This is a genomic window from Tahibacter sp., from assembly GCF_032229445.1.
Lineage (GTDB): Bacteria > Pseudomonadota > Gammaproteobacteria > Xanthomonadales > Rhodanobacteraceae > Tahibacter.
In genome coordinates, this window is sequence record NZ_JAVTWC010000026.1 from 1 (window position 1) to 12,669 (window position 12,669).

A 12,669-nucleotide genomic window follows, 5' to 3' on the forward strand; every position below is an offset into this window, starting at 1 on the left:
GGGCGGCCAAATGCCTGCGCAGCAGGCGTTTGGCGGGGTTGTGGAGATCTGGTGCTGAGTATAAGAGCGATAGTTCCAGGACTTGTTCAGAGCTTCCCAAGTGGCGCAACGCTTTCAGTCAGGTGCATTGTCGCAGCCAAACGAATATGCATTGGCATGGTGATATTTGTCATGCCAAAGACATTGGAGGCGTGCATTGACCAGGGCTGGGTTTGGAAACAGGATTCGCTACTCGTTCCCGAGTGGGAGCCAGGCAACAGGATCGTATTTCCATGGCAATTGAGACGGGCTTTTCTTCTGCGACCACCATTGCAGACGCACAGCGCGATATGCGCATGGCGTACGTGAGTGGCGCACCGGGTATTTTTGTTTCCGCCCTGGCGTGGCTCCTGGCCGGCTGTGTGGCATGGTCGATGTCCCCGCAGAAAGCCGTAATTGCCTTGTTCGTCGGCGGCATGTGCATTCATCCCGTCAGCCTGCTCCTGGTCAAATTGCTCGGTCGATCCGGCAAGCATGGTGCCGGAAATCCGCTGGGCGCGTTGGCTATGGAGACTACCGTCTGGCTGATCCTGTGCATGCCCGTTACCTATGCGGTATCACTGTATCGCGTGGACTGGTTCTTCCCCGCCATGCTTGTGATGATCGGAGGGCGGTACTGCATTTTTGCCACCCTGTTTGGCAATCGCTGGTACTGGGCGTGCGCCGCTGCACTCATTGGTGCAGCCTGGTTGCTGGTGAGCATGCGTGCTTCCCCAACGCTCGCAGCCCTGAGCGGTTCTGCCATTGAGGCGGTGTTTGCGGTGATGATTTTTGCGCAAGCCCGGCGCGAGCAGTAGAAGAAAAGCCGGCGCAGTGCGGGGTATCGAGCGCATCGCGTGCGGCGCCGTCGAATTGCCCCCGATGCGCACTGCGTCCGCCATACGGACTGAGGTGTTTCGGTATCTGACGTATTTCGCGAGTTCGTTGCGCTCGCTGTTTCCAGCATTGGCCCGGTGATTTTGGCTCGCGCCAAAATAACTATTCCACTGGGCCTCGGTTCAAGGCCGGGGCGACGTACATCGGCGGGTTTGTCGCGAGGATGGTGGCCGAAGCGGCGACACCGAAAAACAAAAAGCGCGGAGTCCGCGCTTTTTGTCCTGAAAGATCGGCGCATCCCTGCACCGCGGCGCGACGTGCGCATCCCGCACGCCAGGCCGGTTCCATGTCTGGCCGCATCCCTGCCGCACGTCCGTGTGCGCTGCTGCTCCTGCGAAGATCAGCGCGTCAGGTTATAAGCCCAGCCACGCGTCCAGTCGTCGTTGGCGTCGCGGAAGGCGCCGATGTAGCTGACGGGCGTGAACCACACGCTGCTGGCCGACAGGCCGCCGTCGAGCAGCGGGGAGCCAGCCTTCGGCAGGAAGCCCTGCAGCATCGGGTCGCCCGTCACGTTGGCGGCCTGCGCGGTGTAGAACGCCTGCGCGGTCCACGGTGCATCGGCGGCCTGGTCGAAGTTCAGTGTGCATTGGACCAGGTTGTGATCCATGGTCAGGTTGCCGGTGAGCGCAGCCGGCGTGCCCGCCGAGGTGAAGGTCGGGCCGTTGGTCAGGAACAGGCAGCCCTTCTTGAAGCCGGTGATCACCGAATTCTTGATGCGTCCGCCGCTGCCTTCCTTGAAGGTGATGCCGTAGCCACCCTGGCCGTTGCCGATGAAGGTCAGGTTCGACACGGTCGGCATCGCGCGCGGCAGCGCGTCCTGGTTGGCGTTCTGATTGGCCGCTTCGATGCCGTGGTCTTCACCGAGGCCCGTGCCGTGCTGCAGCAGCACGTACTGGATGTTGCCGTTGTAGCCTTCGTCCCAGTCCAGGCCGTCATCGCCGGCTTCGGTGATGATCGCGTGCTTGACGTTGACGGTGCCGCCAAAGAATTCGATGCCGTCGTCCTTGCCGCGGTAAGCCTGCACGTGATCGACCACGGTGCCGTCGCCGACCGACTGGAACGTGAAGGAGTTCACTTCACGGCCCGTCTGGAAGACATAGCCGGCGTAGCGCGACTGCACGTACTGGATCACGCCCGAGCTTTCGCGCGGCTTGTCGCCGCCGTAGCGCAGGGTCGGATCGAATTCGCTGCGGCAGTCGAACGGCGCGGCGAGACACTTGTTGTTCGGCGCATTGCCGGAGACGACGATGCCGCCCCAGTCGCCGGGCTTGGGTGCCGTGGTGCCGACACCGTCGGCCGGGCTGGTGAAGATGATCGGTGCATACGGCGCGCCCTGGGCGAAGATCTGCGAGCCCGGCTCGACATAGAGATAGTCGGCGGACTGGCCCGAACCGGTGATCAGCGTGCCCGGCTCGATGTTGAGCTTGACCTTGGTGCCGTTGTCGGTGCCAACCTTGACCAGGCCCTTGAGCACCCAGGTCGTCTCGTTGGTCAGGGTCAGGTTCTGCGCGACGGTGCCGGTGATCTGGCAGGTGCGGTCGGCGACGAGCGTCGTGCCCGCCGGGCAGGTGGTGAACTTGCGCTTCTGCACGCACTGCTCGTTGACCGCGGCGACGCCGAGCGTACCGACGTAGTCGGCGCTGGCGGTCAGGGTCTGGGTCGACGTCGGCAGGCCCGTGGCGGCGTTCGGTTTCACCGTGATTTTCAGTTCGCCGCAGCTCAGCAGTTCCACATCGAGCGTGCCATTGGCGACCGGTACGACGGGCGTCGGCCAGGTGTCGCCGAAGCGGCCGCCGGTCGGCATGGCCATCGGCACGCCAGTCTTCTTGAACTCGAATTCCTTGACCTCGAAATTGCTCGTGATCCAGGCCTGTTTGCCGGTCTCGTCATAGGCGGCCCCGTAGAGATACAGGATGCCGCCGCCGTCCTTGCGCGGAATGAAATCGACCACCCAGCCACGGCCGCCATGTGTGGCGTCGGAATACAGGCCGTCGGTTGCCTCGGAAAAACGGATCGCGGCGTTGGCGGCCGGCGCGGCGAGTAGCGCGGCGGCCAGGGCGCCCGCAAGCGCGCTCAGCTTAGGAATAGTGAATCGCATTGTTTCAACCCTCTGTCTGCACGGAACGAATGCGCCGAACGGCGCGGTAGCCGTGGGAAAGTAGCCCGCCGCCGTGACGATCTCTGTGCGGTCTGATGACGCTTTGAAGGCAGGCGGCCTCGGCGGTTTCCCGCTCGGCGGAAATGAAAAAAGCGGCAAACGCCGCTTTTTTCATCGTGACGTCCTGCGGCGGCTCAGCGCGGCTTCCACTCCAGGCTCAGCATCAGCGCGCGTCCCTTGCGGTACTCGCGCGTGGTTTCCGGACCCTGCGTATAGCGCACGGCCGGATCGAGCAGGTTGCGCAGGCGCAGCTTCAGCGACCAGTCGTCGCCGAGATTGCGGCGGTACTGGAAATCGAGCTGGCGGAAGGCTTCCTCGTAGATGTCCGGCTGGCCGGCTACACCGACCGCGGCGATGCGCCGGCCGGAGACGTTGTAGAGCAGAGTCGCTTCGCGGCTGCCGTCGCCGGCCTGATGGCCGATTTGTACGTTCGCGACGTAGGGGGACTGGCCCTGCATCGGCCGGTTGAGGTTGGTCTGGAAGCTCGCGTCCAGCGGATCGAGCTGGATAGAGGATTTGATGCGCGCGTAGTTGAAGCCGACGCTCCAGTTGGCCCAGTCGCCGTGGACATGACGGAAGCCCGGCCAGTCGGCGACGAATTCCAGGCCCTTGCTGATGTCGAGTTCGATGCCGTAGTTGCGTGCCGACTGCGCGTTGTCGAGGCTCAACAGCACGCCCGAGCCAGGCAGCCGCGTCTTCTCGATCGGATTCTCGAACTCCTTGAGGAACGCGCCGATCGAGAAGCTTTCCACCGGCGAGAAATAGTATTCCCAGCGCAGGTCGTAGTTGCTGATGTCGGCCGTGATCAGGTCCGGATTGCCGATGACCTGCACGTCGAGCAGCGGGTCGAGGTACGGCGCCGGAGACAGCTCGCGGAAGTCGGGTCGCGACAGGGTTTTCGAATAGCTCGCGCGCAGCTGCGCGTCCTCGCTGTAGGCCCAGGTGAAGGCGGCGGCCGGCAGCGTGGAGTTCGCGTTCTCTCCGGCGACCACGGGCGGCGCGTCCGGATTGGATAGCGAGAACGTCGTTACCGCCTGGTCGTTCTTCTCGCGCCGGGCGCCGAGTGCAATGCGGTACTTTTGTGCAATGTTCGCATCGATGCCGAGGAAGAACGCGGTCAGGTCCTGGCGCGCGACATAGTTGTCGGTCGGCAAGGTGGACTCGGTCAGGACGAAGCCGTCCTCGCCGATGTTCTGCGGGCTCAGCACCTGATCGACCGGCAGCGCGAGGATGGCCGGATCGCGCGCGAGCGGACCCGAGGCGCTGAACGAGAAGCTGCGCAGGCTCGCGTCGCGCTCGCGCTCCAGGCGTTCGCCGCCGAAGGAGACGTCGAGCGTGGCCGCGGAGAAATCGAACGGCAGCTTGCCCTTGATGTTGAGGTCGCGCTGATAGTCGTCGAGTTCTGCCCAGGTGATCTGGTTGGAGTCGGAACGCGGCGAGAACGACAGTAAGCCGTCGCGGTCGCGGTCGTAGCGGTATTTGCGCGTATCCGGTTCGTCGCGCGTCGCGCGCGCCCAGGTGTACTGCCAGTCCAGCGAAAGGTCGTGCGCGGCGGGAAAGACATGGTTGCCGCCGAGCTGCTGGGCGAACAGCTGGTTCTCGGTCCAGCGCAGTTCGGTGAAGCGCGCTTCCTGCTCGTCCTGGATACCTTCGGAGAGCTTGACCCGGTCTTCGCTCTGGCGCAGCAGCACGCTGGTCGCGTTGAAGCGGTGCTGCGGATTGATCTCGTAGCCGAGATTCAGAAACGCGGAAAAATCGATGTTGCGGCGCGTGTCGTCGATCGCCAGCTCGTCGGCAGGCTCCAGTCCGGCCGACGAGGCCTGGAAGGTGCGCCGCACTTCCTCGTTGCGGTCCCAGCCCTGGTTATAGCGCACCGCCGCGGTGAAGCCGAACTTCGACGTCTCGCCGATGTTCCAGCGATTGCCGATCGCGGCCGACAAGCCCACGTCCGGTCCCAGCGTCTCGCGGTTCACGCCATAGCCGCTCGCGGCCACGTCTTCGCCGTAGCGTTCCAGTTCCGCCGCGGTCGCGCCGTTCGGATTCAGCGGTGTCTGTGGCCGCAGCACCTGGCCGCCGGCCGTCGCCGCGGCCAGCGAAGCGGGCAGTTCGCGCGTGCCGTCGTCGTGGCCGGTCCAGTCGTGACCGCCGCCCTCGTAGGAATAGCCGTCGCCGAAAGTCGTGCCGTCCTGGTAGCCCAGCGTGCCGCTGACGCGGACGAAGAACTTGGACGGAATGTCACGCGTGCGCAGCAGCACCGCGCCGCCGCCGAACTCGCCGGGCATGTCAGGCGTATAGCCCTTCTGCACAACCACGCCGTCGAGCAGGTCGGTCGGGAACAGATCCAGCGGCACGACGCGACGGGTCGGATCGGGGCTCGGGATCGGCGCACCGTTGAGCGCGACACTGGAATAGCGTTCGCCGAGCCCGCGCACGTAGACAAAGCGGCCATCGACCAGGGTCAGGCCGGTGACGCGCTTGAGCGTGGTCGCCGCATCCGAGTCCCCGGTGCGCGCGATCTGTTCGGCACCAAGCGTTTCGGCCACTACGGGCGAGGCCCGCTTTTCATCGAGATACAGCGCTTCGCCGCCGCGCTGGTAGCTGCCGCGCACGTTGACGCCACCGAGCGTCTGCGTGCCGCCGGGCGCCGGCGCGATGCCGGCAGCGGCGCTGACGCCTATGTCGGGCGAGACGGTTCCATCGGCGCCGGCCTGAACCGCACCGGCGGCCGGCGCGCCGAGCGCGAGTGTGGTTTCGACCGTGGCGCCGCTGCGCACGGCCAGGCCGTCCTGGATCAGCAGGTCGAAACCGTCGGCCTGTACGGTCAACCCGAACTCGCCCGCCGGCAAGGTGGCCTGGAAGCGGCCGTCGGCATCGCTGAGCAGATCCAGCGACACGCTTTGCACGGCGTCGGACATGCCTTGCGCAGTGACTCGCGCTCCGGAGACCGGCTGCCGGGTCTGGGCGTTGACGACCTGGCCACGCAGCAGGCCCTGCGCCTGCGCGGCCGAAGTAGTGGCCGGCGGTGCCGCGAAGGCCGGGTGAGCGAGTCCGGCGGCCAGGAAGACGGACAACAAGGTGCGGCGTAAAGGCAAGCGTGAGGACGACATCGGGTATTCCAGGCGAGGGCGCCGGCCATGCGGCCCTCGCCGGCGGTGTCGCGAGGCGGGCTGCGCCAGTGACTGCCGGGTTCAGGCCCCGTGACGCGGCGCGGTCCGAAGGGGCAGTGACACGCGACGCAGCCTAGGCAACGCGGATTGCGCTTGCATGACCGGCAGACTTCAGTAGGAAGTCAGTCGGGACGCCGCCTGCAGCTGACGTCAAGCCCCCGGCGCAAGGTTATGCACAGCGCTGAACAGACTTGACCGTAGAGACCGGCAAAACCGTGAACACGGTCGAGGATGTTTTGCAAATTGCTGTTCCAATTGAATTTTTCAAAAACTACGAAGATGGTTTTTGCGTGACTAAAGTGCGGTAACGGACGCGGCCGCTGGGCTTGCTCACAAACTTATCCACAAGCCGGTCAACAGCGGCAGGTTCCGGAATCTGCTCAAGCGCTTGCTGCCTGCTCTTGTCGCAGACGCGAGATTCCACAGCCAACTCGCCGCCGGTTAACGATTTGTTGCAACGCAGCAGGCGGCAAGCCCGCATCCGGCTTGGGCCACGGACGCGGGCCGACTACAATCGGCTCCTTTTCCCGCTCCGGCTCCCCCGTGAAAGACTTCCTCCGCGACCAGCTGCTGCAGGCGCTGGCAGCGCTGCAACGCAATGGCAGCGTGCCTGCCGACATCCCCACCGCCTTCGTCATCGAACGCACACGCAGCAAGGACCACGGCGATTTCGCCGCGAATGCCGCGCTGCTCATGTCCAAGGCCGCCGGTATGAAACCGCGTGATCTGGCGCAGGCGCTCGTCGCGGCCCTGCCCGCTTCGTCCCAGGTCGCAAAAGTGGATATTGCCGGTCCTGGATTCATCAATTTCTTCCTGAGCCCGGCTGCCTACCGCGCCGAAGTGCGCAACATCCTCGCGCTGGGCACGGCTTACGGCCGTAACGGCAGTGGTGAAGGCCGGAAGGTCCAGATCGAATTCGTCTCCGCCAACCCGACCGGTCCGCTGCATGTCGGCCATGGCCGTGGCGCGGCGGTCGGGGACTGCCTCGCGCGGCTGCTGCAGGCGACCGGCTGGGACGTGACGCGCGAGTTCTACTACAACGACGCCGGCCAGCAGATCGCCAACCTGGCGCTGTCCACGCAGGCGCGCGCACGCGGAATCGGCCCTGACGACGCGGACTGGCCCGCCGACGGCTATCGCGGCGACTACATCACCGATGTGGCGCAGGCCTACATGGCCGGAGACACCGTTCACGCGGACGGCCAGGACGTGACCGGCGCGAAGGACCCTGACGATCTCGACGCGCTGCGCCGCTTCGCCGTGGCCGCGCTGCGCCGCGAACAGGATCTCGACCTGCGCGCCTTCGGCGTGGAGTTCGACGTCTATTACCTCGAGTCCTCGCTGTATACCGACGGCAAGGTCGATGAGACGGTGCAGCAGCTCATCGCCGCGGGCCATACCTATGAGCAGGATGGCGCGCTGTGGTTGCGCACGACCGAGTTCGGCGACGACAAGGACCGCGTCATGCGCAAGGCGCAGGGCGGATATACCTATTTCCTGCCGGACATCGCCTACCACGTCACCAAGTGGCAGCGCGGCTTCGGCCGTGTCATCAACGAGCAGGGCGCGGATCACCATTCGACCGTGATGCGCGTGCGAGCTGGGCTGCAGGCGCTGGACATCGGCATCCCCAAGGGCTGGCCGGAATACGTGCTGCACCAGATGGTCACGGTGATGCGCGACGGCGAGGAAGTGAAGCTCGGCAAGCGCGCCGGTGGCTACACGACGCTGCGCGATCTCATCGACGAGGTCGGCCGCGACGCGACGCGCTGGTTCCTCGCCGCGCGCAAGTCCGATTCGCAGCTGACCTTCGACATCGACCTCGCGCGCACGCGCAACCGCGAGAACCCGGTCTATTACGTGCAGTACACCCATGCGCGCATCTGCCGCGTGCGGGAAAAATTTGCCGAGCAGGGCTGGACCTGGAACCGCGACAATGGCCTGGCCGCGCTGGAGCGGCTGGATACGGCCTACGACCAGGACATGATGGCGGCGATCGCGCGTTTTCCTGAAATCGTCGAGATCGCGGCCAAGAACCTCGAGCCGCACCTGGTCGCGACGTACCTGACCGAGCTGGCTGCGGCGTTCCACACCTGGTACGACAACAGCCACATCCTGGTCGAGGACGCCGATCTGCGCGATGCGCGTTTTGCCCTGGCGGAAGCGGCACGCAGCGTGGTCGCCAACGGACTGGATCTGCTGGGCGTCAGCGCGCCGGAAAGCATGTGAGCAAGGAATAGACGATGGCAGGTAAGCGCAAACAGGCAACCCGCAACGGCACGGCGACCCCGGCCTGGCCGGCCTGGGTATGGCTGGCGCTCGGCGTGTTGCTGGGCCTGGGTTTCGCGACCCTCATGCTGCTGCAGGGTTGGGCGCCGACCTTGCGCAAGCCGAATTCGCCGCAGCCGAATCCGCAGGCTACCGCGCCCAAGGCCAGCGAAACCGCGGTCGCCGACGAGGCGAAAAAGGCGGGCGCGAAGAAGAACTATGAGTTCTATTCGGTACTGCCCGAGATGGAAGTCGTGATTCCGGACACCGAGCTCAGTGCCAAGGCGCGCGCCGAGCAGCAACGCCAGCAGGCCGCAGCACAGAACCCGGCCGCCGCAGGCACGCCGCCGCCGGAACCCGCGGTGGCCGCGACCGGCGCGCGCTATGTGCTGCAGGCCGGGTCCTACCCCGACCCGAAGGCGGCCGAGGAACTCAAGGCCAGGCTCGCGCTGTCGGGCTTCGTCGCGCGCGTGCAGTCGGTCAATGTGAACGGCAAGACCTGGCACCGCGTGCGCGTCGGCCCGTACAGCAGCGCCAGCGACGTCGAGACGGCCAAGGCCGGCCTGTCAGAAGCCGGCGTCAACGCGATCGCCCTGAAGGACGTCGGCGAGTAACCGCATTCAGCGCAAAGGAGTGAGCAGTGAGAGAGAGCAATCGCGCTGTCTCTTACTCCTTACACTGTTGTTGGCTGGGACTGCGTCGCCCTTGGGCCGTGCACCAGATCTCCACAACCCTGGCCAACGCTGCGCGTTGGCCGCCCCCTTAACTTAAGGGGGCTCCAAAATCAAAAAGCGACAGCAGGGGGACCGCGATGGCTTCTGGCCTGTAGCAAATGCCTCAAGGCTAAGCCAAGTCGAGAGCATAAAGCCCTCCCCTTCAAGGGGGTGAGGAACGATGGCTCAGAACCGCAGGTTCTCATCGTTCTGAACGCCCAATGGGCCGGAGGGTTGGGTGGGGATGGTATCGCTGCCGACTGCAGCACTTACCACTTGTAGCGGACGGTATAAGTGATCTTGGCTTCGCCGTCTGCGGGGATGTCGAGGGGGAAGTCGATCGTGTTGGCGTCGCGTTTGACGAAGTCGCGGTTTTTCGCGGTGACGGTCCAGCCGCTCCAGCGGTAGAGGTATTCGCGGGCGACGACGCGGGCGGCGGTTTTCTTGCGGTTGCGCACGGTGACTTCGACGCTCTCGTCGATGGTCTTGGCGGTGGTGTCGACGCTGAAGCTGACCTGCTTGCGCTCGCCGACCACGTCGAAGGCGGTACCCAGCTTGATGCGCAGGGTCTCGTTGCGGGGGGTGTGCTTGATGACGTCCTCGCCGATGAATTCCAGCGTGCCGTCGACGGAAGCCTGGTTCACGCGCACGCGGCCGGCCGGCAGCGGCATGCCGAGTTTGTTCGCTTCCTTGTTGTCGAACTCGAGAAAGGCACCGACCGTACCTTCGCTGGTCGCGCCGTAGCCCTGGTCCTGGATCGGCGTCGACCAATAGGCCCAGGGCTGCGGTGAGGCGGTGAACACGAGTTGCTTGGTGCAGCCGGCCTTGCTCGCGGTCGGGAACAGTTCGAGCTGCTTGGTCGAGTTGTCCGGCAGGTCGCTGCGCCGGCCCAGTGTGTACAAGTGGTATTCGAACAATGAGGATTCCTGGAATCCCTCATCCATGACCGGGGCTGCGGCGGCCATGGTCTTCATCTGCATGCGCATCGCCGGTTGCGGCGGTGCCGGCGCCCGATTGACCTCGCCCGCGACGAGCTTGAGCTGCGCCTGCGGGTAGCTCGCGCCCGACTGGTTGACGATGGTGACCCAGGCCGACAGGTCCATGTCGCAGCCGCCGTCGTCCTCGCGCAGCGTGATGTTGTAGTCCGACCACCAGGTCATGCCCTGGGTCTGGTAGCTCACGCGCGTGTCGTGCGTGCCTGCCTGCTTGGCGTTGACGAGCCAGACCAGGGTCGGCCGCGTGATCAGGCCGCCCGGAAGGCTCGGGAACAGCACGTTGCTGTAACTGTTGATGCTGACGACCTCGCCGCTGTCACGTTGCAGGATCAGCGTGCCGCCGGCGGCCGAGAGCAGTACGCCGCTGAGGCGTTCGAGCGCATCGCCGCGCTGCTGCTCGACGGTGATGGTGGCGCCGACGTAGCGTTCGAGCAGCTTGTCGCGGTTGACGAGGTCGAACTGGTAGTTCTGTTCGACCACGCGCGTGCCGGCGGGGTCGGTCAGCGATTCGAACGCGACCGTGGTCGGGTCGATGCGCGTGGCGACGTCGGTGAAGCGAAGCACGCCGCTTCCGGCCTGCAGGGTCATCTTGCGTCCATCGCGGACCAGCGCGTAGCCGGGCAGCGCATTGCCGAAGTTGGCGAGGCTTTCGGTGCTGACCTGGCCGGGCTGGGCCGAGCTGTAGACCGTCAGGGAATAGTCGGGGGTATCGGCGGCGAGGGCGGCGGTAGTCATTGCGGCGGCGATTCCTGTGGCGAGCAACGTACGCATGGCGACTCCGGTGTGGTGAGAGAGGCGTCGAACGGCAGCTTGGACTGCGTGGGGTTAGGTCCGGGTGGAGGCGGCACCATGAACGGCGGCGCACCGTGGCTGTGGCACAGGTGCCGTGACATCAATGCTCATGTGCCGTGTCATTCGTCGTCCCCGACGCCAAGGCCGTCGTCCCCGAGCAGACCTTGGCTCTGCTCGCCGCTCAGCGATTCCACGCTGCGCAGCTTGCGCTCGATCGCGCGTGAGCGCACACCGGCGGCGTCGATGCTGTTGCGCACGCTGTCGAGCTGGTTGCGCGTGCGTTCCAGCACGGTGCCGAACTTGCCGAACTCGGTCTTGACCGCGCCGAGCAGCAGCCAGACTTCGCTGGAGCGCTTCTCGATCGCGAGCGTGCGAAAGCCCATCTGCAGACTGTTGAGCGTCGCGCTCAGCGTGGTCGGTCCGGTCACCACGACGCGCAGGTCGCGCTGCAGCGCCTCGAACAGCCCGGGGCGGCGTATGACTTCGGCGAAAAGCCCCTCGGTGGGCAGGAACATGATCGCGAACTCAGTCGTCGACGGTACGGAAATATATTTGTCGCGAATGCTGCGCGCGGCCTCGCGCACGCGGCGCTCCAGCGCGTTGCCGGCGACGGTGGCCGCCTCGGCGTCGGCGCGTTCCTGCGCGTCGAGCAGGCGCTCGTAGTCTTCGCGTGGGAACTTTGCGTCGATCGGCAGCCAGACCGGCGTGTCGGCGCTGCTGCCGGGTAGGCGTATCGCGTATTCGACACGTTCCGTGGAACCCGGCACCGTGGCCACGTTGCGCGCGTACTGATCGCCGGTCAGCAGTTGTTCGAGCAGCGCGGCAAGCTGAACTTCGCCGAGCATGCCACGGGTCTTGACGTTGCTGAGCACGCGCTTGAGATCGCCGACGCCCTGCGCCAGGCCCTGCATCTCGCCGAGGCCGCGATGCACCTGCTCGAGACGCTCCGATACCAGCTTGAACGATTCGCCGAGGCGGGTCTCGAGCGTCGCGTGCAGCTTTTCATCGACCGTGACACGCATGGCCTCGAGCTGCTTTGCATTGTCGGCCTGCAGCTCCTTGAGGCGCGTTTCGAGAGTGCTGCGCACGTCGGCCAGGCGCTGCTGGCTATGTTCGCCCTGTTCCTGCAGGCCCTGGCGCAGCAGGTCGCCAAAGCGGCCCAGCGCCTGCGCGCCCTCTTCGCGGGCCTTGCGCGCGTCGTCCTGCAAGGTCAGGCGCAGTGCGTCCAGGCGCTGCTCGTTGCGCTGGCCGGTCTGCTCCAGGCGCAGGCCGAAATCCTCGATGCGCTGATGCTGCAACTGCGCCAGTTGCGCGAACTGGCCCTGCACGCTGTCGCGCAGCTGGTCCTGGCGCATCGATTGCTCGCCGCGGCCGGCGCGTTGTTCATCACGCAGGGTGCGCTCGAGGCGTTCGTTGTCGTCGCGCAGGTCGCTCAGCGTCTGGCGCAGCGGCGCCAGCGTATCGCTGCGGCCATGGCGCAGGATCAGCAGCTGCAGGATCAACAGCAGCACCAGCGCCAGCACCGCGACGAGAACCAGGATTTCGAGCAGCGACATGGGCGGCAGGCATACGGGGACGGCGCCCAGTGTAGCGGCTGGCATCGCTGCGCAGCGCGCAAAAAAACAGCGGCGGTTCGCGAGAACCGCCGCTATCCCCATGCA

At 65.5% G+C, this 12,669-nt stretch carries 8 protein-coding genes; 3 read left to right on the top strand and 5 right to left on the bottom strand.

Translation table 11 applies throughout. From position 1 onward, the window contains the following. The first annotated feature begins 272 nt into the window (after window positions 1-272). Window positions 273-836: a hypothetical protein gene (locus tag RUU78_RS05815; protein ID WP_313914613.1), complete on the top strand. Its 564-nt coding sequence runs from the start codon at window positions 273-275 to the stop codon at window positions 834-836. A gap of 419 nt (window positions 837-1,255) precedes the next feature. Here the strand turns inward: RUU78_RS05815 and RUU78_RS05820 are convergent, their stop codons facing one another. The 3 genes from RUU78_RS05820 to RUU78_RS05830 are packed head-to-tail and all read right to left on the bottom strand — an operon-like array spanning window position 1,256 to window position 6,180. Then, window positions 1,256-3,013, bottom strand: a complete 1,758-nt coding sequence (locus RUU78_RS05820) for a hypothetical protein (RefSeq protein ID WP_313914615.1) — start codon at window positions 3,011-3,013, stop codon at window positions 1,256-1,258. A 4-nt stretch (window positions 3,014-3,017) separates the two neighbouring features. After that, the gene (locus RUU78_RS05825) at window positions 3,018-3,188 is read right to left on the bottom strand and encodes a hypothetical protein (protein WP_313914617.1); all 171 of its coding nucleotides are present in this window, start codon (window positions 3,186-3,188) and stop codon (window positions 3,018-3,020) included. Between the two features lie 19 nt (window positions 3,189-3,207). After that, the gene (locus RUU78_RS05830; RefSeq protein WP_313914619.1) at window positions 3,208-6,180 is read right to left on the bottom strand and encodes a TonB-dependent receptor; all 2,973 of its coding nucleotides are present in this window, start codon (window positions 6,178-6,180) and stop codon (window positions 3,208-3,210) included. A 603-nt stretch (window positions 6,181-6,783) separates the two neighbouring features. Here RUU78_RS05830 and argS point away from each other — a divergent pair. Then, window positions 6,784-8,469, top strand: a complete 1,686-nt coding sequence (gene argS, locus RUU78_RS05835; RefSeq protein ID WP_313914621.1) for an arginine--tRNA ligase — start codon at window positions 6,784-6,786, stop codon at window positions 8,467-8,469. 14 nt (window positions 8,470-8,483) lie between these two features. After that, window positions 8,484-9,122 (top strand): SPOR domain-containing protein, encoded by a 639-nt coding sequence (locus tag RUU78_RS05840; RefSeq protein WP_313914623.1) that lies wholly within the window; start codon window positions 8,484-8,486, stop codon window positions 9,120-9,122. A gap of 368 nt (window positions 9,123-9,490) precedes the next feature. Here the strand turns inward: RUU78_RS05840 and RUU78_RS05845 are convergent, their stop codons facing one another. Continuing rightward, entirely contained in the window at window positions 9,491-10,951 is a 1,461-nt protein-coding gene (locus tag RUU78_RS05845) for a DUF4139 domain-containing protein (RefSeq protein WP_313914625.1), read from the bottom strand. Window positions 10,952-11,127: 176 nt separating this feature from the next. Continuing rightward, entirely contained in the window at window positions 11,128-12,564 is a 1,437-nt protein-coding gene (gene rmuC, locus RUU78_RS05850; protein ID WP_313914626.1) for a DNA recombination protein RmuC, read from the bottom strand. Between the last annotated feature and the right edge of the window lie 105 nt (window positions 12,565-12,669).

Coding starts and splice junctions, on each gene's coding strand:
- RUU78_RS05815 (WP_313914613.1), top strand. CDS start 273: ATGGCAATTGAGACGGGCTTTTCTTCTGCGACCACCATTGCAGACGCA.
- RUU78_RS05820 (WP_313914615.1), bottom strand. CDS start 3,013: ATGCGATTCACTATTCCTAAGCTGAGCGCGCTTGCGGGCGCCCTGGCC.
- RUU78_RS05830 (WP_313914619.1), bottom strand. CDS start 6,180: ATGTCGTCCTCACGCTTGCCTTTACGCCGCACCTTGTTGTCCGTCTTC.
- RUU78_RS05825 (WP_313914617.1), bottom strand. CDS start 3,188: ATGAAAAAAGCGGCGTTTGCCGCTTTTTTCATTTCCGCCGAGCGGGAA.
- RUU78_RS05840 (WP_313914623.1), top strand. CDS start 8,484: ATGGCAGGTAAGCGCAAACAGGCAACCCGCAACGGCACGGCGACCCCG.
- RUU78_RS05845 (WP_313914625.1), bottom strand. CDS start 10,951: ATGACTACCGCCGCCCTCGCCGCCGATACCCCCGACTATTCCCTGACG.
- rmuC (WP_313914626.1), bottom strand. CDS start 12,564: ATGTCGCTGCTCGAAATCCTGGTTCTCGTCGCGGTGCTGGCGCTGGTG.